At 62.5% G+C, this 25639-nt stretch carries 23 protein-coding genes and 4 pseudogenes; 20 read left to right on the top strand and 7 right to left on the bottom strand.

Translation table 11 applies throughout. The features are described from left to right. Nucleotides 1–54: 54 nt before the first annotated feature. The 4 genes from H5P29_RS31455 to H5P29_RS31440 all read right to left on the bottom strand — a co-directional run bounded on the left by H5P29_RS31455 (nucleotide 55) and on the right by H5P29_RS31440 (nucleotide 2818). Nucleotides 55–765 carry an SMC-Scp complex subunit ScpB gene (locus tag H5P29_RS31455; RefSeq protein WP_154387126.1) on the bottom strand — a complete coding sequence of 237 codons (711 nt, stop codon included), beginning with the start codon at nucleotides 763–765 and terminating at the stop codon, nucleotides 55–57. Between the two features lie 5 nt (nucleotides 766–770). After that, a complete protein-coding gene (locus H5P29_RS31450; protein WP_154387125.1) occupies nucleotides 771–1733 on the bottom strand; it encodes a DUF1403 family protein in 963 nt (320 codons plus the stop codon). A 282-nt stretch (nucleotides 1734–2015) separates the two neighbouring features. Further along, entirely contained in the window at nucleotides 2016–2543 is a 528-nt protein-coding gene (locus H5P29_RS31445) for a GNAT family N-acetyltransferase (protein WP_185910464.1), read from the bottom strand. Then, nucleotides 2540–2818 (bottom strand): DUF1778 domain-containing protein, encoded by a 279-nt coding sequence (locus tag H5P29_RS31440; RefSeq protein WP_154387124.1) that lies wholly within the window; start codon nucleotides 2816–2818, stop codon nucleotides 2540–2542. Before H5P29_RS31440 ends, H5P29_RS31445 begins: the two co-directional genes overlap by 4 nt. A 99-nt stretch (nucleotides 2819–2917) precedes the next feature. Here H5P29_RS31440 and H5P29_RS31435 point away from each other — a divergent pair, with 99 nt between their 5' ends. From H5P29_RS31435 to H5P29_RS31410, 7 genes and pseudogenes are all read left to right on the top strand, one after another. Continuing rightward, on the top strand, nucleotides 2918–4033 hold the full coding sequence (locus tag H5P29_RS31435; protein WP_154387123.1) for a site-specific integrase: 1116 nt from the start codon (nucleotides 2918–2920) through the stop codon (nucleotides 4031–4033). Nucleotides 4034–4046: 13 nt separating this feature from the next. Continuing rightward, nucleotides 4047–4202: pseudogene (locus H5P29_RS32775) on the top strand (prevent-host-death protein); the annotation flags it as partial. Nucleotides 4203–4210: 8 nt separating this feature from the next. Next, nucleotides 4211–4534: pseudogene (locus tag H5P29_RS31430) on the top strand (PIN domain-containing protein); the annotation flags it as partial. Between the two features lie 761 nt (nucleotides 4535–5295). Then, nucleotides 5296–6492, top strand: coding sequence for a plasmid partitioning protein RepA (gene repA / locus H5P29_RS31425; protein WP_154387122.1), 1197 nt, complete (start codon nucleotides 5296–5298; stop codon nucleotides 6490–6492). Further along, nucleotides 6492–7499, top strand: a complete 1008-nt coding sequence (gene repB / locus H5P29_RS31420) for a plasmid partitioning protein RepB (RefSeq protein WP_154387121.1) — start codon at nucleotides 6492–6494, stop codon at nucleotides 7497–7499. The genes repA and repB overlap by 1 nt, the downstream gene beginning before the upstream one ends. Before the next feature lie 154 nt (nucleotides 7500–7653). Next, on the top strand, nucleotides 7654–8856 hold the full coding sequence (gene repC / locus H5P29_RS31415; RefSeq protein WP_154387120.1) for a plasmid replication protein RepC: 1203 nt from the start codon (nucleotides 7654–7656) through the stop codon (nucleotides 8854–8856). Between the two features lie 297 nt (nucleotides 8857–9153). Further along, nucleotides 9154–9288, top strand: a pseudogene (locus H5P29_RS31410) (helix-turn-helix domain-containing protein); the annotation flags it as partial. Here the strand turns inward: H5P29_RS31410 and H5P29_RS31405 are convergent. The 3 genes and pseudogenes from H5P29_RS31405 to H5P29_RS31395 form a co-directional block, all read right to left on the bottom strand. Next, nucleotides 9288–9992 (bottom strand): annotated as a pseudogene (locus tag H5P29_RS31405) (nucleotidyl transferase AbiEii/AbiGii toxin family protein); the annotation flags it as partial. The pseudogenes H5P29_RS31410 and H5P29_RS31405 sit on opposite strands and share 1 nt — an antisense overlap. Then, nucleotides 9973–10713, bottom strand: coding sequence for a DUF6088 family protein (locus tag H5P29_RS31400; RefSeq protein ID WP_154387119.1), 741 nt, complete (start codon nucleotides 10711–10713; stop codon nucleotides 9973–9975). The pseudogene H5P29_RS31405 and the gene H5P29_RS31400, both read right to left, overlap by 20 nt. 185 nt (nucleotides 10714–10898) lie before the next feature. Then, on the bottom strand, nucleotides 10899–12095 hold the full coding sequence (locus H5P29_RS31395; protein ID WP_154387118.1) for a DUF1173 domain-containing protein: 1197 nt from the start codon (nucleotides 12093–12095) through the stop codon (nucleotides 10899–10901). A gap of 217 nt (nucleotides 12096–12312) precedes the next feature. On the opposite strand from H5P29_RS31395, the gene H5P29_RS31390 reads away from it, so the two are divergent. The 13 genes from H5P29_RS31390 (at nucleotide 12313) to H5P29_RS31330 (ending at nucleotide 25634) form a co-directional block, all read left to right on the top strand. Further along, a complete protein-coding gene (locus H5P29_RS31390) occupies nucleotides 12313–13509 on the top strand; it encodes a DUF932 domain-containing protein (protein WP_185910463.1) in 1197 nt (398 codons plus the stop codon). Between the two features lie 180 nt (nucleotides 13510–13689). Continuing rightward, entirely contained in the window at nucleotides 13690–14064 is a 375-nt protein-coding gene (locus H5P29_RS31385; protein WP_185910469.1) for a DUF2958 domain-containing protein, read from the top strand. Continuing rightward, on the top strand, nucleotides 14064–14309 hold the full coding sequence (locus H5P29_RS31380; protein ID WP_154387115.1) for a hypothetical protein: 246 nt from the start codon (nucleotides 14064–14066) through the stop codon (nucleotides 14307–14309). The genes H5P29_RS31385 and H5P29_RS31380 overlap by 1 nt, the downstream gene beginning before the upstream one ends. Nucleotides 14310–14438: 129 nt before the next feature. Further along, nucleotides 14439–14837, top strand: coding sequence for a hypothetical protein (locus H5P29_RS31375; protein WP_154387114.1), 399 nt, complete (start codon nucleotides 14439–14441; stop codon nucleotides 14835–14837). Next, nucleotides 14834–15034: a hypothetical protein gene (locus H5P29_RS31370; protein WP_154387113.1), complete on the top strand. Its 201-nt coding sequence runs from the start codon at nucleotides 14834–14836 to the stop codon at nucleotides 15032–15034. The genes H5P29_RS31375 and H5P29_RS31370 overlap by 4 nt, the downstream gene beginning before the upstream one ends. A 119-nt stretch (nucleotides 15035–15153) precedes the next feature. Continuing rightward, entirely contained in the window at nucleotides 15154–17298 is a 2145-nt protein-coding gene (locus H5P29_RS31365) for a ParB/RepB/Spo0J family partition protein (protein WP_154387112.1), read from the top strand. Nucleotides 17299–17371: 73 nt separating this feature from the next. Continuing rightward, nucleotides 17372–17848 (top strand): hypothetical protein, encoded by a 477-nt coding sequence (locus H5P29_RS31360; RefSeq protein ID WP_154387111.1) that lies wholly within the window; start codon nucleotides 17372–17374, stop codon nucleotides 17846–17848. A gap of 84 nt (nucleotides 17849–17932) precedes the next feature. Next, a complete protein-coding gene (locus tag H5P29_RS31355; protein ID WP_154387110.1) occupies nucleotides 17933–18325 on the top strand; it encodes a hypothetical protein in 393 nt (130 codons plus the stop codon). A gap of 83 nt (nucleotides 18326–18408) precedes the next feature. Then, nucleotides 18409–19035: a DUF1419 domain-containing protein gene (locus H5P29_RS31350; RefSeq protein WP_154387109.1), complete on the top strand. Its 627-nt coding sequence runs from the start codon at nucleotides 18409–18411 to the stop codon at nucleotides 19033–19035. Between the two features lie 13 nt (nucleotides 19036–19048). Beyond that, nucleotides 19049–19456, top strand: coding sequence for a hypothetical protein (locus H5P29_RS31345; RefSeq protein ID WP_154387108.1), 408 nt, complete (start codon nucleotides 19049–19051; stop codon nucleotides 19454–19456). Between the two features lie 139 nt (nucleotides 19457–19595). Continuing rightward, the gene (locus H5P29_RS31340) at nucleotides 19596–20378 is read left to right on the top strand and encodes a hypothetical protein (protein ID WP_154387107.1); all 783 of its coding nucleotides are present in this window, start codon (nucleotides 19596–19598) and stop codon (nucleotides 20376–20378) included. A gap of 111 nt (nucleotides 20379–20489) precedes the next feature. After that, entirely contained in the window at nucleotides 20490–20876 is a 387-nt protein-coding gene (locus H5P29_RS31335) for a hypothetical protein (RefSeq protein ID WP_154387106.1), read from the top strand. 309 nt (nucleotides 20877–21185) lie between these two features. Continuing rightward, nucleotides 21186–25634 carry a strawberry notch family protein gene (locus tag H5P29_RS31330; protein ID WP_154387105.1) on the top strand — a complete coding sequence of 1483 codons (4449 nt, stop codon included), beginning with the start codon at nucleotides 21186–21188 and terminating at the stop codon, nucleotides 25632–25634. The last annotated feature ends 5 nt before the right edge of the window (nucleotides 25635–25639 follow it).

Raw genomic sequence — 25639 nt, 5'->3', positions numbered from 1 at the left:
CCCCTGTTCTCCCTCTCGATCGCGATTTCTTCGTCGTTGGATCGTCAGCCTTCGCTATCCCTCGCTATTGGCATCGACGTCGGCTTGGCCGCCAGCGAACTCTGGCAATATGTCGCCGGCCAACAGCTTTTCTTTCGACAGCAGCCCAGCGTCCTCGAGCGCCTCAAAATCCGGCAGGTCGCGCAACGTGTCGAGCCCGAACTCCAGCAGGAAGTCTTTGGTCGTCACGTAGGTATAGGGCGCGCCGGGCGTCGGGCTGCGCGGCCCCGAAGCAATCAGTCCGGCGCCGCGCAGTTGGCCGATCAGGTCGCGCGATATCTCCTTGCCAAAGAAGGACGACAGTTCGGCGCGGGTGATCGGCTGAAAATAGGCGATGCACATCAGCACCAGCACTTCGGCTTGCGTGAGGGCGGCAGCCTTCTCACTGCTGCCGACTGCGGCTCGAATGGCGTCGGCATAGGCCGGCCGGGTCAGATGCTTCCAGCCGCCGGCGACGGCGACCAGGTCGTAAGGCCGGCCGCGCAACTCCTCGCGAATGTCGTCGATCAAAAGGTCGATGCTGCAGCTCTTGCCGACGATCCGCGCCAGAGTCTCGCGGCCGACCGGCTCGCTGGCAGCAAAAATGGTCGCCTCGACGCGGTGCATCCATTCGCGCCAGCGCGCTTCCGCCGGCAAATGATCCAGCTCCCGATCAAACAAACCGTCGTTTGGTCGGCCTTCGCCTCCCCGCTCCCCATTTCGTCGCCTGGCCGCACGCTCCGCCATCGTTTTCACAGCCCGTAGATGCGGAACGTGGGGCGGCCGGAGAGCTCGCGCACAGCACCAAGCTCAACGAGCCGGTCGAACAGGCGGCGCAGGCCGCGATCGCTCATGCCGGCGATCTGTTCCGAAGCAACGATCGCGTCGTCGGACAAGAGCCTTTCGACGACGAGGTCCGACGCTCGCGCACGCAACTTCGGCGCCACCACGAGCAACCGCTCTGATCGGCGGTCGAGCTCGGCAAACAGGTCGATGGCGCGCAACGCGGCGCGCGCCTGTGCGACAAGCAGGCTTTTCGCGCGGTCAGCTTGGGTCTCGGCAGGCGACACCCCTGCCACGACATCCCGACGGCGACGAGCGGCGCCTGCGCCCAACGCGGCCTCGCCGCCCAGCAACGGCATCGCAAAAATCCAGCCCAGGCGCTGCGCCAGCAGGGCGTCGGCGAGCCAGGCTCCGAGGATGCGGTCGAAGCCGCAGCGCTCGACGGCCATGAACGCGCCGGTCAGAACGCCGACCGTCCCGCCCTTGGCGGCGAGCTGCTTCAATTCATCGACCAGATCGCTCACTGCCTCATCGTCGTGGGCGTGATCGAATTCCTCCAGCACCGCGGCGATGTTCTTTCTCGACAGAAGATCCTCGGCGGGCCGAGCGGCGAGCCGACGCCACGCCAACAGCATGCGGCCTGCGGGGCCGACATCATCGCCCGCTCGGGTGAGCAGCACCGCGTCGCGCAATACGGCCTCATCCTCGACGCGCCCCGCCAGCTTCGCCGTCACCGCGGCCGCTGTCAGCGCCAGGCGGTGCCGCCAAGCGCCGGCCCATCGCGCCTGCCGGCGCACCACGGCGTCGAGGGCGGTCAGCGCCGCCGCTGCGGCAAAGGCAGCATCTTCAAGCGATCCGGGGCCAACCGCTGCAGCGCGCAGCCAGGTCGGCACGGCGGCCGGCGCAGCCGAGGCCGCGCTGGTGACTACCATAGGTGTATGGCGAAGCAGTTTCGGGCGGAGAATCATCGCCGACGAGGATGAATCGGCGCGGCGCTTTTTGCAACCGTCAAAGCCTACAAGCGCCGCGCCTGTCGCGCTACTAAAACGAACGATAATGTTGCATTATCGTTCGTTTTATTCTCTATATAGGAAATGGCCGTTTTTGTCGCGCAGAAGCCCAAAAATCACGCCGAGCGACCCGCCGGAGCGTCCTACAGCACAGCGCCCGCGGACGATGTTTTAGGTGCGGGGTCGTCGGCCGCCGGCGCGCCGTCAGAGGTGCCCGGTGGCCTCCAGGGCTTTGGCAAAGGTCGCGAGTGGCACGACAAGCGTCAGCGGGCGATCCTTCAGCGGCTCGGCGCCGTAGCGCGCATACCAATTCGCAGCCCGCTCGTTTTTGGCGTCGATGATCATCAGTACGCCGCCGACTTCCACGGTGACGCGGATGCAGCGCAGGGCGGCCGCCAGCAGAAGCTGACCCCCAAGCCCCCTGCCCGCCAGCGATTGGTCGACGGCAAGCCGCGCCAGAAGAAAACCCGGCACGGCGTGGCGCGCCATGCCCTTCGTCATCGCGGCAGGAACCGCATCATGTTCGACAGAGGCCGGCGCCAGACTGTAGAAGCCCAGAACCCTGGTGGGCGCATCATCAGGAACCGCACAGTAGGTCTTAACGGCATTCTGCTCGTGTCCCTGGCGCGCGAACCGCTGCAGAAAGCCATTCATCTCGACGTCGCCGCAATCAAAGGCTTTCCGATCGTGGGACCGGGCGATCGCCGCCTCATGCCATGGCGGAACGTTCACAGAGTTTTGGGGAGCGCCGCTGCAGCTGCCCGCAATCTGGCATTCGGCTTCGGAGGATTGTCCAGAAGGGTTAGGATGCGGCCGAAATCGCGCTCCGAAACTTTAATGGCATCAGCCTCGGCAATGACGGTTTCGGCTTCGCGCAGCGCCGACTGAGTGACGAAGCTGGTGAGGTCGGTATGGCGCAGCGCTGCCGCTCGCAGCAGGCGCGCTTTCACCTCCGGCTTCACCCGGATGTTCATGCGATCGGTATCGTCGAGCGCGGTGCGTGGCATGACTTCGACTCCGGTATTGCTTGTCCAGGACAGATACATCTGCTGGGGCACAATTGCAATGATGTGCGCATTGAATGCGCACAGAGATGAGGCGTCATCATGAACCCTGGCGAGGACGATCTTCCCGACATTGTTGACCTGGTCATGGAGATGGGGCGGACGGAAGATGCCGGGCGAGAAGCCCCGTCCCCTCCCCTTCCAGCCGCCACGGATCCACGTTTGCTGGTTCACCTTGAAGCGCTGGCCAACCGCGCGCGCGACTATGTCGAAGCGGCGAGCTCAGCCAATACGCGGCGCGCCTACGCCGCCGACTGGAAGCATTTTGCCAGCTGGTGCCGTCGTCAGGGTTTTGCGCTCATGCCGCCCGATCCGCAGACGGTCGGGCTGTACATCACGGCGCTCGCCTCTGGCAGTGCTGCAGGTGCAACCTCAGGGGACAAAAAGTCCGTGGCGACGATCGAGCGGCGGCTGTCCGCGCTGTCCTGGAATTTTGCGCAGCGCGGCCAGCCACTCGATCGCAAAGACAGGCACATCGCCACCGTCATGGCCGGCATTCTCAATAAGCATGCCGCCCCGCCCCGGCAGAAGGAAGCGGTACTGCCGGAGGATCTGATCGCCATGCTCGAAACACTCGACCGCGGCACGCTCCGCGGCTTGCGTGATCGCGCCATGCTGCTGCTGGGCTTCGCCGGTGGACTTCGCCGCTCCGAAATTGTCGGTCTCGATGTCGGCCGCGACCAGACCGAAGATTCTTCCGGCTGGGTGGAGATCCTGGATAAGGGCATGCTGGTGACGTTGCGCGGCAAGACCGGCTGGCGCGAGGTCGAGGTCGGGCGCGGGTCGTCTGATGCCACCTGTCCTGTCGTGGCACTCGAAACTTGGCTCAAGTTCGCGCGCATCGCCCACGGACCGCTGTTTCGACGCGTCACCGGCAAGGGAAAGGCCGTTGGTGCCGACCGGCTCAACGACCAGGAGGTGGCCCGCCTCGTCAAACGCACCGCGCTGGCGGCCGGTGTGCGCAGCGATCTGGCCGAGGGTGAACGGGGCAAGCTGTTCGCCGGACATTCGCTCCGCGCGGGCCTCGCCTCCTCGGCTGAAGTCGACGAGCGCTTTGTCCAAAAGCAGCTTGGCCATGCCTCGGCGGAAATGACCCGCAAGTACCAGCGACGCCGCGACCGCTTTCGCGTCAATCTCACCAAGGCGTCGGGACTCTAAAGGTCCCCTCCCCGGCAAGCCGAGCGTCGTTGTCGTCTCGGCCGAGGAATGGCAGCGCAAGACGGTGCGCAAGGGCACGCTTGCGGAGTTCCTGATGGATTCGCCGCTGCGCGGTACCGATCTTGACTTCGCGTGCCAGCGCGATGAACCGCGTGATCTGCGGCTGTGAGGCTACTGCTCGATGACGATCGTTCTTTCATCAGCGTGGTGTCGATCGCCGAAATCCGGCGCGGCGTCGCCCTCATGGACGCGAGGATCTGGCCGATTGCCTGGCGCAGGATCTGCCGCAGCGTTTCGAGCAAAGGGTTCTCCATATTACGAGCAGATCGCTCTGGCTTGAGGCGATCTGATGGCCCTGGCGAAGAGTCGCGGTCGCGGTCTGTCATCCATGGATGCTGGATCGCTGCAACAGCGACCGCGAAACAGCTCACCTTGGCGACCGGCAATACGAAGGATTTCAAGGGCTTCGGAATCGACCTCTTCGACCAATGGTCCGTCTGAGCCGCAAGGCGGACAAAACATCCAAAGCTAACTGCAAAGGGAGGGGTGGATTTGGCGTCGTTTCGCCTGTTGAAGAACCATGTGAGCATCTCGCTGATTGGAGACTACACCTCGCTTCGCCGACTCCACGAAGTTGTCCACGACGTGAATGAGCGATCTTTTGGCATACGCATCTGGTCCAAGCGACAGCTCGGGCACTTCGACGGAGAAGACCACTCAGACGGGATGGCGCGCGAGCAACCGTGCGACGCTCTATAAGTAAGAGTAGCTTGCCCCGTTCACCGTCCGTGCCTGCGACCGACCTTACCTGGCGGGCTAGCTCGCGAAATCGGCCGCAGCGGACCTTTAGCGTGGTCCCCTAGGGAAATACGCGCCAGCGTGTCACGCATCGGACGGACGCGGTGGCTTCCAAGTGTATGAACGTAGGGGACCGAAACGGACTTCCCTAGCAGTCTAGACTGCCCGACGGCGGGTTAGTCACGTAGGCGCCAACCGAAGCGGCCGATGCCCGTAGGAAGACATGGCCGTATGACTAACGGCCGCCCCTCAGGCAAATGCCTTCGTGATCGAGCTAAGCACCCTTACGCCGGTGATTACGCTGGTTCACGTTCGCAGGCATGACGAGTTGTCCGCGGACAACTAGTTTCGGCTAGCCAATTCTCTCTTGGTTAAACGTTTGTAAATTCTTTACGAATCGGACCATACTGTAGCTGCGCAGATTGAACGAAATACCGATCAGAAGCGCAGTTCGAGGGACTACCATGCTGCAGACGACCATCCGAAGCAGGGATCATCAAGAGCATCTTCCGTCGCTGTTGTCCGCGGATTCGCTGGAGCTGTCACGCCAGCTTCAATTGCATCAGCAGAAGATATTTCCGCCCACGTCCCAAAAGACGATTCGGCATTTCACGCCGGCCGAAGCCGCCTACTATATCGGTATCGGCGAGGGCTACCTGCGGCAAGTCGCTTCGGAGGGAAACGGTCCCGAACCACTAGCCAATGGCCGCCGTGTCTATTCCCCCGCCGACATGGAAAACATCCGTCGATCGCTCGACGAAAAGAACGGAACCCCGAAGTATGTTCCCATCAGGCGGCCGGGTGAGAAGCTCCAGGTCGTGGCAGTCATGAACTTTAAGGGTGGTTCCGCGAAGACGACGACATCGGCGCATCTGGCCCAGTATATGGCTTTGCGCGGCTACCGCGTGCTGGCTATCGACCTCGACCCGCAGGCGTCGCTCTCGGCACTCTTCGGCCACCAGCCCGAGCTCGACGTCGGCGAAGGCGAAACACTCTATGGAGCGATACGCTACGAGGAGCCGGTGTCCATAGCCGGGATCGTTCGAGCCACCTACACCCAGAACCTCCATATCGTCCCTGGCAATCTTGAGCTCATGGAGTTTGAACACGAGACGCCTAGAGCTATCACCTCCGGATCGGCGGAATCGATGTTCTTTGCGCGGATCGGAGAAGTGTTGGCCGACATCGAGAGCCTCTATGATGTCGTAATCATTGATTGCCCCCCGCAGCTTGGCTTCCTAACGATGTCGGCCCTATGCGCTGCGACATCTGTTCTGATCACCGTACATCCCCAAATGCTCGACGTGATGTCGATGAGCCAGTTTCTGGCTATGACGAGCGAGATGATGGCTGTCGTGGAGAGAGCCGGCGGCCGTACCAGCTATGATTGGATGCGATATCTCGTTACCAGATACGAGCCAAACGACGGTCCACAAAGCCAGATGACGGGCTTCATGCGGGCCATTTTCGGAAATCGCATGCTTCACAACCATATGCTGAAGTCCACCGCGATTTCCGACGCCGGTGTCACCAAGCAGACGCTTTATGAGGTCGAGCGCTCCCAGTTCACACGGGGCACCTATGACAGGGCGATGGAATCGCTCAACGCTGTGAATTCCGAGATCGAAGGCCTGCTTCGTACCACGTGGAGCAGGAAATAATGGCGCGCAAGAATCTCATAGGGATATCCTCTTCGGACGAAACGCCGACCTCGCCGGCGGATGTCAGGCCAATTGCCGGCTTCGTTCCGCCGAAGGCGCGGAGCGCCCCTATCGGCGGGATCACGCGGACGCTGGGCAACATCACCCAGAAGTTCGAACGCGCGCAGGACATCGAGAAGCAGTTGGCTGAGGGCAAGCTGATCGTAGAACTCGATCCGGTCCTGGTTGACGGCTCCTTCATCAGCGATCGTCTCGGCATGGACCCCGCGGAACTGGGCACCCTCGTCGACCAGATCCGCGAGCATGGACAGCAAGTGCCAATCCTCGTTCGTCCGCACCCGGCGATCGACGGCCGATATCAGGTCGCGTATGGCCACCGCCGGCTAGCGGCAGTGAGGCAACTCGGCCTCAGGGTAAAGGCTGTTATCCGGGAACTGTCCGACGACCAATTGGTCGTGAGTCAGGGGCAGGAAAACAATGCTCGAACCGATCTGTCGTACATAGAACGGGCGTTGTTCGCGTCGCGGCTTGAGGATCGATCCTTCGAGCGGGACGTGATCATGGCGGCGCTTAACGTCGACAAAGCAGCGTTATCGAAGATGATATCGGTAGTGCGCCAAATTCCGATCGAGTTGATTGAGGCGATCGGCGCTGCGCCGCAGATCGGGCGTCGACGCTGGATGGAACTTGCTGAAAAGTTGGCGAGCACGCATGTCGAATTGAAGAGAATTCTCGGATCGTTGTCCGCGGACAACTCGAGCGACCAGCGCTTTCAGGACGCCTTCGATGCGCTGACGCCGGCCATGCCAATCAAAGAAACGCCGAGATCTAAGCCTTGGGAGCCCGCAGATGGCTCGGTCAGTGTCACCGTTAGGGCTACCTCGAAAAAGGCAGTTGTGACCTACGAAGCGAAGGACGGCCCGAGCTTCGCAACATACATCGCACAGCGACTGGATGACCTCTATGAGGCCTTTCGGAAGTCGGAAAGAACATCAACAGGAGTCTGAAACCGCAAAAGAAAAAGGCCCCCGAACGGCGAACCGCGGAAGCCTCTCTCGTATTCCTAGCAAGATCGAGAATCGCAAATCCGCGAATCACTGTCAAGAGTCACGGCGTCATTTCGGCGAGCAGATTTCTTTTGCCTGATTGAAGGTGAAGGAAATGGAGAGGGAAATTGCAACGACTCCCTTTGGGAGCCGACCGATGTCGCTTGCCCTATTGGCAGCGCAAAATGATTCACGTGAAATTCCCGAAGGGAAGGCCGTCGACAAATGGCAGGTGTACCGCGATCTGTGCGAGGGCAAGAGCCTCGTGGGGATCGGTGATCGCGCTCTGGCGATCCTGGCAGCCCTGCTGTCGTTCTACCCAGACAGCGAGCTGAGCGAGGAAAACGGCCTGATCGTTTTCCCGTCGAACAAGCAGCTGTCGCTCAGGGCACACGGGATGCCAGACACGACCCTGCGACGGCATCTGGCGGCCTTGCTCGACTGCGGCCTCATCCTTCGTAGAGACAGCCCCAACGGGAAGCGGTACGCCCGCAAAGGCAGGGGAGGGGACTTCGAGGATGCTTTCGGTTTCTCCCTCGCGCCGCTGCTCGTGCGCGCTGACGAGTTCCAGGAGGCGGCTGAGCGCGTCCGGGCCGACAATCGGGCCCTGAAGCTCATGAGAGAGCGGATAACGCTCTACAGGCGCGATATCTCGAAGCTAATCGAGGCGGCCGTCGAGGAAGACGTCGCCGGCGACTGGGGAGGCCTGTGGAGGCGGTTCCGTGCCGTCGTCGATAGATTGCCCCGGCGGGCGGCTGTCGGGGACCTGGAGCAGTTTGTGGTCGATCTAGCCGCGATCCGTGAGGAAATCGACAACTTGCTGGATTCACACATGAATGTTCAGAATCCGGACGGCAATGAATCCCATAATGGACGGCAGCAATCTGATTCAAATACCGACCCCTTATTTGATTTTGAACCTGCTTTAGAGAAAAGCGGGGTCACGATCGAGCCAGAACGGCGACCCAACGAGAAGCCTTACCCGCTAGGGTTGATACTGAAAGCCTGTCCAGACATTGTCGACTACGCCGTCGACGGGATTACGAACCGGCGCGACCTGATGGCGACCGCGGCGCAGGTGAGGGGATACCTGGGGATCTCGCCGTCGGCATATGGTGACGCTCTCGAGGTTCTGGGGCAGGAAAACACGGCGATAGTCATCGCCTGCATCCTGCAGCGGGCACAGCACATCAATTCCGCGGGTGGCTACTTGCGGGTGCTGACCGAGAAGGCAAGGGCAGGGCAGTTCTCGGTTGGACCGATGCTCATGGCTGCGCTCAAGGCCAATACTGCCGCGCCAGACAGGAGGGCAGGGTGATATGGGGTCTTCGGTGGTGGTTCGCCCACCATGCTGCCGCCGGCTGTCCACTTGACTATTGTTGGCCGATCATCTCGTGAGCAAATCGTCATTTGACACAAGCGCGTCGCTCGACGGAGATTAACCTATGGGAGGTGCAATGCGCTCTCGATGTCAGGCGAAGCGATCATGGGAAAGTACAGAGTGTTGATTTCCGCCGAGAACTGACCCGGGATTGAGGGATTTTTCCATCGAGAAGTGACCCATGTTTGAACCCACCCCTGCTTGATGATCGCAGGGGACATTGGAGTGATAGACATGGCGTTACTGAGCGTTATCCGGCGCTGGCATCTGCGGGATGGACTTTCGATCCGGGAGATTGCGCGGCGCACGGGACTGTCGCGGAACACGATCCGCAAATACCTGCGATCCGACGAGGTCGAGCCTCGCTTCAGCACCTTCTCCCAGAAGGTCCGTTCCGGTCTCACCGTGGTCACGTTCCGTGCGGTGAGGTTGGCCGCTTCCGGCATCTCGGCGGCGATGTAGGGCACGATCTCGCGCGGCTCAGCCGGTTCGGGATCGGGACGCGCACCACCCTCGATGCGGACCGCAGCCTGGACATAGCTGCCCGCGGACTCGAAGACGCTCTTGTAGCCGACAACGAGAATGTCGAGCGCGTCCTTATTGCGGTAAAGATCAAAGCCGACGCCGAGCGAAAAATGTCCGGGTCGCTCGGCGGCTTCCTCGACCGAAGCGATCTCCTTTGTCAGCAGCTCCTTGAGAGGCCCGGAAATGTACTGCCGCGCGGCCTCGTCGACCTTCTCGGCAAGCGCCTTCTGCTGCTGGTTGACCGACGGGAGCGCGGCAATATCGTCCTCGAGCGGGACATGTAGATCGGCCTTGTATATGCCGATATCGATGTCCTCGGAGAAGCGCCGGATCAGCCCATACGCCTTGCTCAGGCTGGTGCCACCCTTGAAATAGAGCCCGATCGGATCGCCGCCGCGACGGTTGAACAGGAAGTCGAGCACCCAGCAGACGTAGAGATCCTTTTCGACATTGGCCGCCTGGGTGCCCAAATGGGCGGCGGTGGCCTCGAAGAGCGCACGGCGTTCATCGACGCTCGAGCGCAGGATCTCAATGAACGTCTGCTTCATGATCGCCCTTCGCGGGTTCCGACGCCGGCGCGCTTTCGGTTTGACCCTCGGCGATCCGGCGCGTGATGGTCTCGACCAGCGGATACATCCAGGCGGGGACCGCGTGAATATTCTCGCGCAGGTCCTGGACGATGGCGTCCCGATCGGAAGTGCGGGACAGGTAGCGGACGATGCCGTTGACGGCTGCCTCGAGGCTCGATCGCTCATCCCGAAACCACGCCAGCGCCTGCACCACCCGCATCGCCGGCCGCCCCGCCCAAAACGCCGTCTTGGCGGAGATGCGCTTGAAATCGAGCTTGTAGATGACCGGCGTCGTCGCCTTCGGATCGCCGGCGCTCGCCTCGATCTCGATTGTTCGAGGGTAGGTATCGGCATGAATCGTCGAGCGCGCCGGGACGGCCGTCGTGAGGCCGAGATCGTTCGCGGCGGTCATCCCGTCGACAAGGACGCGCAACTTGTCGCGGCGCGCGATCGCGTCGACGAACGAAGCGCGGGGCGGGAACACCATCTTGCCGGTTAGCTTGCTGACGGTCGGCTTGTCGTAGAGACCGCGATAGGGGCGCCGTATGTCGCCCCGCAGCGTCAGTCGCTGCAGCGCTTTTTCGACGGCGTTCGGTGTGCCGATGTCGAGAAAGTCGGCACGCGACCACACGCCGGCCGGCGCCGCCTGGGCGATCCGGTCGTGAATGCGATCGAGCGTGTCGGATGTCGGGTCTGGCATTTGGCCGCCTTTCTGACCGAAGATTATATATAAAAGTTGGTCAGTAGCAATCGGCGCCAAGGTTTTGACCAGAATTTATATTCAAACTTTGGTCAGTGCCTCGCCATCTTCCTCGGCGGTGCTCAGCGAAGAACTTCCAGTCGACCAGGATGCACAGACAGCCGGGACCCATCTCCGTGCGATGTTCACCGGAAGGGCAGGGGAGGTATCTCACCCTCCGCAGTGCGCCAGATCCAGGAGCCGATTTCCGGCCGTGACTTGATCAGTTCTTGCAGCGCCTCTTCGTAAGCCTTGTCCGCCGAAGGCGGAACGACATAAAGCGCGATCGGCTGCGATTGACGCTGCACCAATGCAGCCGCGGTTGGTGTTTCTCCCGACAAATTGTAGCGCAACCCTTTGACGCTGCGATCACGCAGCTTGGCCAATGTGTCAACCAGCCTCTTTTCGTATGCGGAGTCGTAGGGCACCCAGTTTTCGGCGACGACCATCAGCGCCATGTCCTCAACCACCGCAAGGCCGGCCGACGTGAGGCCGAACGTCGCGATTGTCATCAAATGAGAAGCCTCGTCCGCGTCCCACAGCGCCAGCTCGTTCTCGAAGCGACCCTTTAAACGCAGATAGATCCTTTCGTCCATCAAGAACGGAAAGTCCGGCATGTGCTTGACAATCAAGCGATGGCTACTGCGTGTCGGAGCAAAATCCTTAACCTCACCCACCAGGATCATCAATTTGCGTGGTCCGCTCTTCGGCGGAAGTGCGCGTACCAGCGCCGCTGCCCGGCGCTGCTCAATCGCGGCCTTGTCCGCCGCCCGGAACGGTTCAGGCACGAAGAGTATCTCGTTGAGCATTCCGCCTTTCACCATCATCTGACCGGCAGCCTCGATCACGTGCCATCGAATATTCCACCAGTGACGCTTGCCCGCCCATCGCGAGGTCCAGGCTGTTAGCTCGGCCTGGTGCCAGAGATAATGGAGCACGCTGCGCAACGAGAGCTTCCTTGCGTCGCCGGCGATGGTATCGGTTGCGCTAGATCCGGAGCCTGGCGCCGCCCGTGTGCCGATTTTCGTGAGACTGAAGGAGACCTTCAGCGCGGACATTCCGCTCTCCGGATCGACCTGGATCGCGCTGCCCATCAACACGCCGAGTCCGGACAGTTCGTCCGGCGGCTCGTAAGATGGACAAGCCGGATCGTGCTCCCCACCTGACATTGGCATGCGCTTGACGATGTACTGGTCGCCGACATGGGCAATGTACATTAAAAGCCCGCCTTCCCTGCAAAGGCAGAGCGGTCGAATCCGCTTACGGTAAGCATCGGCTAACGCGGTGTGAAGATCCGGCGCCGTCTCTTCGATCACCTGCTCGGCAAGTTTGAATCGTCGCATCGCCTCCATCGCTCCGGACGCCGCCGCATCCCCTGTCCTTCATTGATTCATGGTTTCGGCGGCGACGCAACCTTCAACAGGCGAACGGAGAGTGCGGCCGCGATGCCCGCGCGCTTCGCGCGCCGGCTGGCGCAGGGAGAGGCAGAGGGGAGGCCGGGATGCGATGGCGGGCCGAGGCCAGGAGAGAGGCTCCCGGCGCCCGTCGCGGAGAACGATCATGACCCATATGGAAATCCAGGCGCCGGCGCGCAGCGTGTCAAACGGCTACAAGGTTGATGTCGGCCGTGGACAGCGCATCGGCCGCGTGTCGTCGGAATGGTTCAACCGGCCGGACGACGAACGCTTTCTGTCGCTCACCGACCTCAACAATGCGGTGAAGCGGCGGTCCGAACGCAGCAAGACCCGGATCGTTGAAAGCGAGGCGATCCGCGTCGAAGCATCCCGCGACAATCCCGAGCGGCTGACGCTCATGCTTCCCGGCTCACACACCCCGGTTGCGCCGACACACTGGAGTTTTGGTCAGCTCGCCAGCTTGGTCGGGGCGCCGGCGACCTATCTGCGCCAGCTGCCGGCCGCGCTCGCTGGCATCAATCTGCAGTATGGGCTCTCCACGCACCGCGCCGAGCAGGTCAAGACGCTCGAAATCGAGAACGACCGCCTCGAACTTCGGGCGGTAACGGGGCCGGACTACGGGCGGATATTCGACTCAGAATTGATCGACGCCGTCCAGAAGATCGCCGGCAACGGCACCGGCGACACACGCTGGAAAGTGCCGGGCGTGCTCGACTGGTCGACCAGCATCTACAACCCCAATGTCGACATCTCGAAAGACACGACGACGCTCTATGCCTCTGACCGCGACATCTTCGTGTTCCTGGTGGACGATCTGAATCCCATCGAAGCCGGTCGCCTGCCGAATGGCGAACCGGATCTGTATTTCCGCGGATTCTACGCCTGGAACAGCGAGGTCGGCTCAAAAACACTCGGAATTGCAAGCTTTTACCTCCGTGCCGTATGCCAAAATCGCAATTTGTGGGGCGTCGAAGATTTCCAGGAAATCACCATTCGCCATTCCAAATATGCCGCCTCGCGGTTCGCGCTCGAAGCCGAACCGGCGCTGATCCAGTTCGCGGAATCCTCCCCGATGCCTTTCGTCAACGGCATCAAGGCGGCGCGTGAGCGCATCGTCGCCCGTGACGACGACGATCGCACGACCTTCCTGCGCAAGCGCGGATTCTCCAAGGGCGAAACCACCAGGATCATCGACGCCGTGCTCACCGACGAGGGTCATCCACCATCGTCGGTCTTCGACTTCGTACAGGGCATCACGCGCGTCGCACGCGACAAGCAGCATCAGGACGTGCGGCTCGAACTAGAAGGCAAGGCCAAGAAGCTCCTCGACCTCGTTCACTGATCCTGCCCTCACCGGCGACCCCTCACGTCGCACTGTCGGCTTTCCGATCATCGCAACCCAAGGCGCCGCTCCTCCCAGCCAGGAGGACGGCGCCTTTCGTCGTGACGGGTCAGGAGGTCGCACAGCACTTGCGGTCGCCCGTCGCGGAGCAAGCCGATGAATGAACCTTCCCAGACTCCCATACCCTTGTTGACGCCTGACCAGCGCGATCAGCTCCTTGCCAATGGCCGCCAGCCCGGCGGCGACCACGTCCCAGTGGTCAAATTCTTCAATCCCGTCGGCATCGGCACCTGGCTCGCAACCGAGCTTGACGCGGACAACGATACTTGCTTCGGCCTCGCCGACCTGGGCTTCCCGGAACTCGGATCCTTCAGCCTGGAAGAACTTGCCACGCTCGAATTGCCGTTCAGCATGAACATTGAGCGCGACGTCTTCTTCACCGGCACTTTCCCGATCTCGGCCTATGCCGAAGCCGCTCATGAGACGGGCAGCATCACCGCGGCCATCCGCATCCTCTCCAACGCCGCTCGGGCCAAACGCGGGGAGGGGGCGTGATGCGCTTCCGTCCCTGGCCCAAACCCGAACCCTATTACGACACGTCACGCAAACGCGCCGTCTTCAAGCGCAAGCAGCGCCTCGAACGCGAGGCGCTGCCGCTCTTCGCGGACAAGGACGAACAAACATATCTGCGCATCCTCGATCGGCTGCGGCGCAAGATCGAGCGTCAGGATGCTGCGATCGAAGCGCTGCGCAGAAAATACCGGGTCAACGCTCAGCGTCCTGTTTTCACACGCCTGTAGGTGACGGAGTCATCGCACAGGTCAGCGTGCTCTTGGTTTCCAGCCATCCCTTCGACCGAGGGGGTGGCTTTCGTCGTGACGGCTTCCCAGGCGGAAAACCCTGCCGCCAGCCGTCGCGGAGATCCCATCATGCTGCAATCCACTCCAGACTATTCCGCCGACATCGACGCCGCCCTGACGACACAAGGCGGTCATCTCTCCATCGGCCGCGGCGGCTTCACGCTCCACTATCGCAACGGCGCGATGCTCTCCGGCTATGGCTGCAAGGCAATTAAGGCCCAATGCATCGCCGCCGGCCTGCCGGTGATCGACAGCCGGTGTGTGGCCTTCGATGTCGTCGTGTACCTGACCCTGCAAGGCCCGCTGGTCGCCGTCGGCCGGGAGCCCGAGCCAGCTCCCTGGCAAGGCCTGTCCTATGCGCCGCTGCACGTCGTCGCGGCCCGATACGCAGCCGCCGGCGCGGAGGTCTCGAACATCCCCGGCGTCGAGACCATGCCCACGCCGGCCAATCGAAGACCCGCGCCATGAGCGGTCGTCCCATTCTCCAGCTCTACACGACCATGGTCGAGTTCGAGACGCTGCATGAACGCCACGACCGCACGCGCAGCACCAGCAAGACGGTCATTGTCGATCGGCAGGCGCTCATCCACATCCTTATGGATCATGCCCGCATGCTCGAGGCCTTGCGCAAATCCGGACGGGTCGATGTCGCGGAACCGCGTTGATCCCGCCGGCCTTCGCCGGCGCGGCGGCTGCGAGAGGCAGAGGGCGGAAGGGGAGGGTTCCTGACGGGTTTGGAGGTTCGGGGAGAGACCCTGGGCCGCCCGTCATGGAGACCCTGACCATGGCAAAAAGCGCCATTCAGAAGATCGCAATGAACCCCTCGGAGAACATCGCCTACGACAAGCTTGTCCTGTCGCAGCAGAATGTTCGCCGGGTGAAGGACGGCGTCACCATCGAGCAGCTCGCCGACGACATCGGGCGGCGCAAGCTCCTGCAGAGCCTGAATGTCCGTCCCGTCCTCGACGGAGACGGCGGGGAAACCGGCACCTACGAAGTGCCTGCCGGCGGCCGCCGCTATCTCGCGCTCGGCATTCTGGTCAAGCAGAAGCGCCTGGCGAAGAATGAGCCAATCCCTTGCATCGTCAATCGCAGCGGAACGACGTCGGCGGAAGAGGACTCGCTGGCCGAGAACGTGCATCGCGAGAACCTGCATCCGCTCGACCAGTTCCGCGCCTTCAAGGCACTTAAGGAGCAGGGGCTCGATGTCGAGGAAATCGCAGCTCGCTTCTTCGTCTCGGCTGCGACGGTCAAGCAGCGGCTGAGACTGGCCTCCGTCTCGCCGAAGCTGCTCGAACTCTACGAGAAGGACGAGATACGTCTTGAGCAGATCATGGCGTTCTCGATCTCCAACGACCACGCCCGCCAGGAGCAGGTCTGGGAGCGCATTTCCGGCAACCCGCACATGCACGAGCCGTTCTACATCCGGCGCCTGCTGACGGAAACAACGGTTCGTGCCGACGATCGCCGTGCGGTCTATGTCGGCGCCGAGGCCTATGAAGCCGCCGGCGGTATCATCCTGCGCGACCTGTTCGAGCAGGATTCCGGTGGCTGGTTCCAGGATGCGGCCCTCCTTGAGCAACTGGTCTTCGACAAGCTCAAGCTCGACGCCGAAACGATCCGCGCCGACGGCTGGAAGTGGGTCGAAGCGGCGATCAGCTTCCCGTATGGCCACACCTCCGGCATGCGGCGGGTCTATGCCGAACCGGCGGAGATGAGCGGTGAGGAGATCGCCCGCTACGATGCGGTGAAGGCTGAGTACGATGCCCTCGACGCCAAATATGCCGAGATGGAGGACGCCGACCAGGAAATTGAGGACAAGCTCGATCAGCTTGGCGCCGAACTCGACGATTTTGGCGATCGTCCGCAGGTCTACGACCCGGAGCAGAAGGCCATCGCCGGCGCGTTCATCACACTCGGCGCCAACGGCCAGCTTCAGGTCGAAGCGGGTTTCGTCCGCCCCGAGGATGAGCCTCGGGCTGAGGCGGAGGATGATGACGAAAAGGCCAACGACGGCGATGGAGACCCTTCGCGGTCCGACGAGGACCGCGATGATCGTGTCGTCGTCAACGGCCGGTCCACGAGCGGCGGATCCGATGCGGCCGAAGAGCCCGAGGAAGAAGGCATCAAGCCGCTGCCCGAACGGCTTGTCTTCGATCTCACCGCGCAGAAGACGCTGGCGCTGCGTAACGCGCTGGCGAGTGACGTCGACATCGCCTTCGTCACCGTCCTCCATGCCCTCGTGCTCCAGGTATTCTACCGCTTCGCCAAGGACAGCTGCCTGGAGATCAACCTGACGAGCAACAGCTTCGGCCAGGTCCAGGGTCTCGCCGAGACATCTTGGGCGAAGGAGATCGCCGAGCGTCACGAGGCATGGGATCGCGATATGCCGGACAGCGACAAACTTTGGGAGTTCCTGCTCGGTCTGGACGAAGCGAGCCGCAAGGCGCTGTTCGCGCACTGCGCGTCGCTCTCACTCAACGCCGTCGTCGAGCCCTGGAACAGGCGTCCGGGCGCCCTTGCCCATGCCGATGCGCTTGCCGCCACGCTCGGCTTCGACATGGTGGAAGCAGGGTGGTCACCGACTGTCGACAACTATCTCGGCCGGGTCACCAAAGCCCGGATCGTGCAGGCAGTGCGCGAGGGCCGTGGCGAGGACTCCGCGCAGCTGATAGACCACATGAAGAAGGACCTGATGGCCCGCGAGGCCGCCCGTCTTCTCGAAGGGTCGAACTGGCTGCCCGAGCCGCTGCGACTCGCTGGTGACGACATGTCGGTCAACTCGGGTGAGGCCCTACCCGAGGATGTGACGGACGAAGCAGCTCTCGACGGTGATGCCGCCGAGCTACCCGCCTTCCTCGCCGACCCAGCGTCGGAGGAACCTTCCGTGACCGAAGGGGACACAGACCACCTTGAGGCCGCCGAGTAATCGGCCTCCCACTCCGCACCGGGCCCGGCATCACCGCCGGGCCCTTTCATTTGCGTCATGGATGGAGATCCGTATGTCCGCTCATCTCGTTTACGATACCGCTCCGCTCGGGAGCGTCATCCGATACTTTGATTCAACGCCCAAACCGCCTTCCCGCTTCAGCAAGAAGCTCTCTGCGTGGGAAGGCCGCAACGGTACCGGCCGCCTGGTGAAGAAGGAGCCGCCGCGGTCGCGTGCGACCTTTAGCTCGCCGGCGTACTTTACCTTGCATGAGGGCGATTTCGGTGAGGGCGGGACTGTCGTCGTCTCGGTTCGGCGGACGTACTCTGTCGAGAGCGACTTGCGTTTCCAGATCGTCGAACGTCCTTCGATCGGCATGATCCGCGTCCTGAAGGATCTCGGCGACAGCCCGGAATTGTTGCATCTCGCCAGGGACCACGAGGCGGCCGAGCGCTGGCTCGCCAACAATCCGTACAGCCGCGCCTATCTCGAAGAGGTCACCGCCGACGAGGTCGGCGCCGACGTGATCGAGGACCGCTCCGCCGCCTGACTTTCAAACCTCACAGACCAACCATCGACAGGCTCGGGATCGCGCAAGCGATCGCCGGGCCTGTTCCGTTTCATGGAGATCGACATGTTCGACTGGACCAGAAGCTGCTCCTATGACGAGCAGCAGAAAAGACGTTTTCACACGACAGCACGCTCACGGCTGAAAAAGCTCGCTGCGGAACTTGCTCTGCCATCAGGCAGCTTTGATCTGCGTTCCAACAAAGCCGGCATCGCCGTTTCCGGCGAAGTGACCTTGCACCACACCGCCGTTTACATCCAGGTCGGTCAGTTCGGAATGTCCTCCGGCCACGGCATCCTGATCCGCACCTGCAGGGGGCGCAAGGACTATACCGGCGGGGCCAACCACTTCGTCGCGCTGAGCATGCTCGACGACATTCCGGCGCTTGCCGCGGCCGTCCGCGCCATTACCGGTGTCGGGCGCGCCGCTGCAGATTCCGCCGATCGCCGCGCCGCCTGATCAGCCACCAATCACCTCATTAGCCGACCGTCTTCCGCTGCGCCGCCGCACGGCGGGAGGCTCGGCCATTCCGGAGACATGCCATGTCTATCCATCCTCCGTTCCGCAAGGTGTTCGAGGGCGTCGCAACGCGCGAGCAGATGTTTACGCTCTTCAATCGCCACAGCGATACGCCCGGTGTCGACCGCCTGTCCGGCATGCCATACGCGTCGGAATGGTTCGAGATCTCGGCCAGCGAATACTATTTCATGCTTGGACTTCTGCCGCCGCTCTTCCAGCGAACCGGTATGTTCGGCATGTCCGAATACAAGGCCGGCAATGTCACCAGCGTCTTCTTTGCGATCAGGATCCGCGGCCGCGAGCGGTGGTTTCACGGATTTTGCGACCTTTCCGACAAACGCAGTCCCGACGCCATGCGGGCAGCGATCATCGCCCATGAAACGGGTGCGCTCGACAGCATGACGCGCGAGGAAAAGCTTGAGGCGATCTGGTCCGCGACGCATGCCGACTTCAAGGGCATTGCCGGCGAGACCAACCTTGACGCGTGGCTGCCAGAGCATCATGGCAAGCGGACGATCCTCACTTACATTCCTGGGCAGGGCACCACCCTCAAGCTTCTGGACGATCTGACCGACGAAGAGATCGACAGCCGCATGCCCGACGTCCGCGCGCGGCCGAGGAGACGGAGCAACGATGCGGAACCATCGTAAACCGTCGCCACCGATGGACAAGTCGACCTGGGAGGCGCACTCAACCTACACCGCTGACCTTGGCGTTCCCGATAGGCGCCGATACCGGCGCACACTGCCTGGCTCCCCGACCGTCGCCGACGTGGTACGACCCGGCGGTACGGTCTCGACCTCCTATAGCACCGGCGGCATTGTGACCGAGGTGAAGCAATATTTCTATTCCGCGCCGACCGGCGAGACCCTGTCCCATTTTACCATCGTCTACGTGCCGCCGGAGCGCGCCGCAAAGTACCGCGATACCGATCGCCAATGGATCAACGAGTGTGTCGCGATCGGCGACCGCATCCTGATGTTATTCGAGGCGAATGAGGACGAGGTCTTCGTTGTCGACCGTGGCCGATCGGTCGAGACCCCTCCTTTCCGTACCATCCTGATCGGCTAGCTCCACCGATCAGAACTCATGGCGAACCGCTGCTTGCGGCTTGTCCGCACCTGTCCCCGCACTCAAAGCGACGTCAAGCCGATCAATGCTCATTCGACGAGCGCGATAGCACGCGATCTCATCCTGAAAGGAAAACACTATGGCCAGAAAAGCATTCTTTGCCGCCTTCATCATCGATGAAGACAACTATACGCCCGAGCCCGGGCCCGTGGACCATCACTTCGTTGCCGCGGATCTCGCCCAGTCGGGCTTCGGTGAGCAGCCCGGCGTTTCGCACATCATCGTCTGGAACTCCGCCGCCGACCTGATCGCCGATCATTGTCAGCGAGGTCCGATATCCGTCGACTATCTCTCTGGCGATCAACCCGCACCCAACCCGCGACTCGTGCACACGCCAGAGACCTGCCCCACGAACCACAGAAAGCATGAGGACGACATCGGCGCTGACTGCGGTGCCGATCTCAGCGCGACGTCAAATCACGTCGCGAAACCGCCTGCGGGTGACTCACCATCGTTCCGTGACCAGCTCTTTCCCACGATGCGCGAAACACTGGCCTTCGAATATTACGAGGTGAGACCCTGCATCGAGCGTGATCGCCAGGTAACTTCCTACCGCGACGAGGACGAGTTCGAAGCTGAACTTGCCAGGTCACCGCAGGCAAGGCGAGAGTTCCGTGCATTCTGGTCGCTCTATGGGGTGGACCGGAACACCACCTCCGCGATCGGCGACTTCGTCTCGAAGGATGCCGCTCATGAGGTGATGAACGCGATCCTCGCGATCCCGGCCGCGGCCCGCAACGCTCTTCAGGCTTCACGACCGACAAGCTGCGGGAGAAGCGATAGCATCGATCGGGCAATACGCTCTGCGACCGACTGGCTCGAGGACATGATCAACCAGTCCTCGAACGATCAGCGGATCTGACCTCTGCGGCAAACGTGACGTTTCTCTGCACCATCGCCCGAAGCCCGGTCCCGCCGGGCTATTCCATTTTTCGAGCCACCTCACGAAGTCCTCCAACAAGGGATAAACCCAATGTCACGCCTCAACGATCCGGAGAATTTCCGCGGTCGCGTCAATTACGCCGCTCAGGTCATTGCTTACGGACGACGTCCGACCCGTGCTTTCGACAATTGCTTCGAAAACTATGACGGGGACGAAGTCGCGACGGTGATCCTGCGCCGCTCGAAAAAGAACGCCCGTCTGGCCGCCAATCTCCACCGCTATCTCAACATGGTCTCTATCGAGGCCGCCGCAGACCGGCTCGCCGATGTACCGACCCGCGGCTTGCCCGAAGTCGCCCGACAAACGCGGACCCGCCAGAAGGCCGAGTTCGATGCTTGGCTCGGAACATCCGATGCCGTCCAGACCTGCCCGACCATGATGTCGCAAAGGCCTACAACCCAAGAAGATCGGAGTTAGTTAGATGATCGATACGACAGCTGAGCAAGCCCGCTTCCAAGGCAAAATCTTCTGCTCCGGTCACTGAATCGAAGTTCGTTTACTTCGATCACACCTTGGGGTCCAGCAGCGCTCGGCAAGCTTTACGCAAGCTCTAACGACCTGCCCCGCGTCCACAATCGTGATCAGTTGTCGCGACCCACTCTGGGCGGTTTGGTAGCCGTCTTTGGAAGGGCACCGGAGGGAGAGGGAGGCCGGGACGAGTGCGGCCTTGCCGGGGCGGAGAGAGTGCGCCGGCAGGGCGGACACTCTCGCTCGAAGGACATCTCCATGAACATTGTTACGAATACATCGACTGTTTCCCGCACGCCCGTTCCCCTCGCCGCGCCGGCATCACGCGGTATCGACACCGCCCAAGCGATTTACCAAGCGGCGGCCCAGCTTCTGCCGTTCCTTGAACAGGGCAAACCCATTACCACCGCAGTCCTTGGCGGCGCCATGACGGACAGCTTCGGCGGCACGGACGCGCAAGGTTTGTGGGTCTGGAAGGATGCCTATGAGGCGCTCGAAGCTGCCCAGGTTCAATTCCTCCGACGTTTCGGCCCGGCGATCCTCTCTCGCTCATCGTCGCCACAGGCGGCGCTGGCGATGATGAAGCGCATCGCCGAACTCCTCCCTACGCACACACGGCGCTCCGACGAAAGCCAGGCCATGCAGCAGCTGTCGACGCCGCTGCCGCTCGCCTTTGTCACCTCTCACGCCGCCGCGATCTCAACGTCGGATCTCGTTCTCGAGCCCTCTGCCGGCACCGGCCTTCTCGCCGTCCACGCCGACATCGCCCGGGCTTCGCTCGTGCTCAACGAGTTTGCCGCAACTCGCGCCGATCTGCTCGGCTTGTTGTTCCCGCGCGCTGCGGTTTCCCGGCATGACGCAGCCCATATCGATGATCATCTCGATCCAGCCGTTGCACCATCCGTCGTACTAATGAATCCGCCCTTCACGGTCGGCGCCTTCGTCGACGGGCATGTCGCCGATGCGGCTTGGCGGCATCTCTCTTCGGCTTTTGCGCGACTGCGCGCTGGCGGTCGCCTGGTCGCCATCACAAGCACCGGCCTCTCTCCCGAAAACCCCAAATGGCGGCCCGCCTTCGAACGGCTGCAGCAGCAGGGCAGGGTCCTTTTCACCGCTGCAATCGACGGGCGTGTCTATACCCGTCATGGGACGACGGCAGAAACCCGCCTGACCATCATCGACAAGACGCCAGCGTCCGACCCGACCTCATTCCCGGCATCACCGGGGAAGGCGCTGGATGTCGAGACGCTGCTCTCCTGGATCTCCGACCTCCCACCCCGCACGCCGGGCGGGTTCCCGGATTCGATCGGCGCACTGTCGAGCGGGATCCTGCGCCATGCCACCATGCAGATGGCGGCACGCGTAGCAGCGGGAGCGTCTATCGCTGCCACGGCCTCGGACCCCAAGCCGCGGCCAGTCCCCACGATTGCCCGGGCGAAGCCCGCCCGTCCGGCTATCCCGGTTAGCACCTCCGTCGTCCCACTCGCTTACGAACCGCGCGACTGGATGCCGGAAGAGGGCGGGCGGCTTTCCGACACGATCTACGAGCCCTACGCGCTCCAGTCGATCGACATCCCACGTGCCAAACCTCATCCGACGCCGCTGGTCCAGTCGGCGGCGATGGCCGCGGTCGCACCGCCAAAACCATCCTACCGGCCGCTCCTGCCTGATGGAGTTATCGACGAGAGCCTGCTGTCGGACGCCCAGATCGAAAGCGTCATCTATGCCGGTGAAGCCCATTCCGGCCATCTCGCCGGCGCCTGGACCGTCAATGAGACCTGCGATGTGGTCTCGGCCGCTCCGGACGGCGCGGAGAACGCCGTCCGCTTCCGTCGTGGATGGTTCCTGGGTGACGGCACGGGCTGCGGCAAGGGACGGCAGGTCGCTGGCATCATCCTCGACAACTGGCTGCAAGGCCGCCGCCGTGCGATCTGGATTTCGAAGTCGGACAAGCTGCTGGAGGACGCTCAGCGTGACTGGTCCGCACTCGGCCAGGAACGCCTGCTTGTCCAGCCGCTCTCGCGCTATCGGCAGGGCACGCCGATCCGCCTTGCCGAAGGCATCCTGTTCACGACCTACGCCACCCTCCGCTCCCAAGAGCGCGACGGCAAAAAGTCCCGCATCGCGCAAATTATCGACTGGGTCGGCAAGGGTTTTGATGGCGTCATTGTCTTTGACGAAGCTCACGCCATGGCGAACGCCGCCGGCGGCAAAAGCGAGCGCGGCGACGTCGCACCGTCGCAGCAGGGTCGAGCCGGATTACGGATCCAGCATGCGTTGCCCGATGCTCGCATCGTCTATGTTTCGGCAACCGGCGCTACGGCTGTCGAAAATCTTGCCTATGCCCAGCGTCTCGGCATCTGGGGCAGCGAGGATTTCCCGTTCGCCAACCGCGCCGAATTCGTCTCTGCGATCGAGGATGGCGGTGTCGCTGCCATGGAAGTGCTCGCCCGCGATCTGAAGTCGCTCGGGCTCTACACGTCACGTTCGCTCTCCTATGACGGCGTCGAATACGACCTCCTCGAACACGAACTGACCGAGGAACAAATTCGCATCTACAATGCCTATGCTGACGCCTTCCAGGTCATCCACAACAACCTGACCGCCGCGCTCGAGGCTGCCAACATCACCAGCGAAACCGGCACGCTGAACCGCAACGCCAAGGCTGCGGCACGTTCCGCCTTCGAGAGCACAAAGCAGCGTTTCTTCTCGCACCTGATCACCTCGATGATGACGCCGACGCTCATCAGCGCGATCGAGCAGGACCGTGCCGACGGTCGTTCATCCGTCGTGCAGATCGTCTCGACCGGCGAAGCGTTGATGGAACGGCGGCTGGCAGAAATTCCCACCGCGGAATGGTCGGACCTCCACGTCGATGTCACTCCGAGGGAGTACGTAGGAGGGTACTTGATGCACTCCTTCCCGACGCAGCTGTTCGAGGAATACTCGGACGCGGAGGGAAACGTCTATTCCCGGCCCGTGCACGACGAGGACGGCAACCCGGTCTTATGCCGAGAAGCGGTTCGCCGCCGCGACGAGATGGTCGAAAAGCTAGCCATATTGCCACCGGTCAGCAGCGCGCTCGACCAGATCCTCCACCACTTCGGCACCGACATCGTCGCGGAGGTAACCGGCCGCTCCCGCCGCATTGTCAGGAAGACTGGCCGCGACGGCATCGACCGGCTCGCCGTCGAGAACCGGCCGGGCTCAGCCAATCTCGCCGAGACGCAGAGTTTCATGGACGACGACAAGAGCGTCCTGATCTTTTCCGACGCCGGCGGCACCGGCCGCTCCTACCACGCCGATCTCGGAGCAAGGAACCAAAGGCTGCGTAAGCACTATCTGCTGGAAGCCGGCTGGCGCGCCGACAACGCCATCCAGGGTCTCGGACGCACGCACCGAACCAACCAGGCGCAGCCACCCCTGTTCCGACCGATGGCCGCCAATGTGAAGGCCGGCAAACGCTTCCTGTCAACCATCGCGCGGCGGCTCGACACGCTGGGTGCAATCACGCGCGGTCAGCGCCAGACCGGCGGGGCAGGGCTGTTCCGGTCCGAGGACAATCTGGAAAGCCCTTATGCGCGAGCAGCGCTCCGCCAGTTCTATTACTTGCTACACCAGGGCAAGATCGAGGGCTGCTCGCTGACGACCTTCGAGGCGGTCACCGGCCTGTCCTTGACCACCGACGAGGGCGGCCTTCGCGACGAGCTGCCGCCGATCACGACCTGGCTGAACCGGCTTCTGGCGCTACGCATCGAGACGCAAAACCTGCTGTTCGAGGTCTTTGAGCAGCTGATGGCGGCAAAGGTCGAAGGCGCCATCGCCGCCGGCACCTTCGACAAGGGGCTTGAGACGATCACGGCCGAGAGCATCACTGTCACCGATCGTCGGACAATCTACACCCATCCGGTCTCCGGCGCTCAGTCGCACGTGCTGACTGTTGCGCGAAAGGACCGCATCCGGCCTCTCGGCTTGGCTGACGCGCTGGCGATCATGCGCGCCGATCCGCAATCGGTCCTGCTGGTCAATACCAGGTCGAGCCGCGCGGCGGTCCAACTGCCGACCGCGAGCCTGATGCTCGACGACGGCGCGATCGAGCACCGCGTGCGTCTCCTTCGGCCGACCGACGAACTGCGCTTCGGTCTCGACGCCCTCGCCGAGACCCACTGGCAGCCGGTCGACCGCAAACTGTTCAGCGAACTGTGGCAGGCGGAAGTTGCCGCCGTCCCAGAATTCACGACCAGCACCTTTCACATTGTCACCGGCCTGTTGCTGCCGATCTGGCGGCGCCTTCCGGACCATGATTGCCAGGTCTACCGCATCCAGACCGATGCGGGCGAACGCATCATCGGCCGCCACATCGCGCCGACGCTGGTCGCCACCATGTTGCGCAATCTCGGCATCGATCATGTGCCGACACTGGCGCGGGAGGACGCCTGGACCGGGCTGATCGACGGTCGCATCGGCCTGCAACTCGCCGACGGTCTGGTCGTGCGCCGTAGCCGCGTCATGAATGACTGGCGCGTCGAGCTGATCGGCTTCACCGAGGCGATGGTGCCACGGCTCAAGGCGCTGGGGCTGATTTCAGAAATCATCTCCTGGAAGCTCAGGTTGTTCATCCCGACCAGTGGGCAGGGCTGCGCCATCCTCGCCTCGCTTCGCGAGCGCCACCCCTTGGTCGGCGTCACCGACCGCGCGGCGGCTTGAGGGGA

The sequence above is a fragment of the Aminobacter sp. MDW-2 genome, from assembly GCF_014250155.1.
GTDB lineage: Bacteria > Pseudomonadota > Alphaproteobacteria > Rhizobiales > Rhizobiaceae > Aminobacter > Aminobacter ciceronei.
Note: the sequence above shows the minus strand (reverse complement) of the source record. Positions and strands in the feature narration are given on the sequence as shown.

What these genes read in the sequence shown, in the direction of transcription:
- H5P29_RS31455 (WP_154387126.1), bottom strand. Translation starts at nt 765, where the DNA reads ATGGCGGAGCGTGCGGCCAGGCGACGAAATGGGGAGCGGGGAGGCGAA.
- H5P29_RS31450 (WP_154387125.1), bottom strand. Translation starts at nt 1,733, where the DNA reads ATGGTAGTCACCAGCGCGGCCTCGGCTGCGCCGGCCGCCGTGCCGACC.
- H5P29_RS31440 (WP_154387124.1), bottom strand. Translation starts at nt 2,818, where the DNA reads ATGCCACGCACCGCGCTCGACGATACCGATCGCATGAACATCCGGGTG.
- H5P29_RS31435 (WP_154387123.1), top strand. Translation starts at nt 2,918, where the DNA reads ATGAACCCTGGCGAGGACGATCTTCCCGACATTGTTGACCTGGTCATG.
- repA (WP_154387122.1), top strand. Translation starts at nt 5,296, where the DNA reads ATGCTGCAGACGACCATCCGAAGCAGGGATCATCAAGAGCATCTTCCG.
- repB (WP_154387121.1), top strand. Translation starts at nt 6,492, where the DNA reads ATGGCGCGCAAGAATCTCATAGGGATATCCTCTTCGGACGAAACGCCG.
- repC (WP_154387120.1), top strand. Translation starts at nt 7,654, where the DNA reads ATGGAGAGGGAAATTGCAACGACTCCCTTTGGGAGCCGACCGATGTCG.
- H5P29_RS31400 (WP_154387119.1), bottom strand. Translation starts at nt 10,713, where the DNA reads ATGCCAGACCCGACATCCGACACGCTCGATCGCATTCACGACCGGATC.
- H5P29_RS31395 (WP_154387118.1), bottom strand. Translation starts at nt 12,095, where the DNA reads ATGCGACGATTCAAACTTGCCGAGCAGGTGATCGAAGAGACGGCGCCG.
- H5P29_RS31390 (WP_185910463.1), top strand. Translation starts at nt 12,313, where the DNA reads ATGACCCATATGGAAATCCAGGCGCCGGCGCGCAGCGTGTCAAACGGC.
- H5P29_RS31380 (WP_154387115.1), top strand. Translation starts at nt 14,064, where the DNA reads ATGCGCTTCCGTCCCTGGCCCAAACCCGAACCCTATTACGACACGTCA.
- H5P29_RS31375 (WP_154387114.1), top strand. Translation starts at nt 14,439, where the DNA reads ATGCTGCAATCCACTCCAGACTATTCCGCCGACATCGACGCCGCCCTG.
- H5P29_RS31370 (WP_154387113.1), top strand. Translation starts at nt 14,834, where the DNA reads ATGAGCGGTCGTCCCATTCTCCAGCTCTACACGACCATGGTCGAGTTC.
- H5P29_RS31365 (WP_154387112.1), top strand. Translation starts at nt 15,154, where the DNA reads ATGGCAAAAAGCGCCATTCAGAAGATCGCAATGAACCCCTCGGAGAAC.
- H5P29_RS31360 (WP_154387111.1), top strand. Translation starts at nt 17,372, where the DNA reads ATGTCCGCTCATCTCGTTTACGATACCGCTCCGCTCGGGAGCGTCATC.
- H5P29_RS31355 (WP_154387110.1), top strand. Translation starts at nt 17,933, where the DNA reads ATGTTCGACTGGACCAGAAGCTGCTCCTATGACGAGCAGCAGAAAAGA.
- H5P29_RS31350 (WP_154387109.1), top strand. Translation starts at nt 18,409, where the DNA reads ATGTCTATCCATCCTCCGTTCCGCAAGGTGTTCGAGGGCGTCGCAACG.
- H5P29_RS31345 (WP_154387108.1), top strand. Translation starts at nt 19,049, where the DNA reads ATGGACAAGTCGACCTGGGAGGCGCACTCAACCTACACCGCTGACCTT.
- H5P29_RS31340 (WP_154387107.1), top strand. Translation starts at nt 19,596, where the DNA reads ATGGCCAGAAAAGCATTCTTTGCCGCCTTCATCATCGATGAAGACAAC.
- H5P29_RS31335 (WP_154387106.1), top strand. Translation starts at nt 20,490, where the DNA reads ATGTCACGCCTCAACGATCCGGAGAATTTCCGCGGTCGCGTCAATTAC.
- H5P29_RS31330 (WP_154387105.1), top strand. Translation starts at nt 21,186, where the DNA reads ATGAACATTGTTACGAATACATCGACTGTTTCCCGCACGCCCGTTCCC.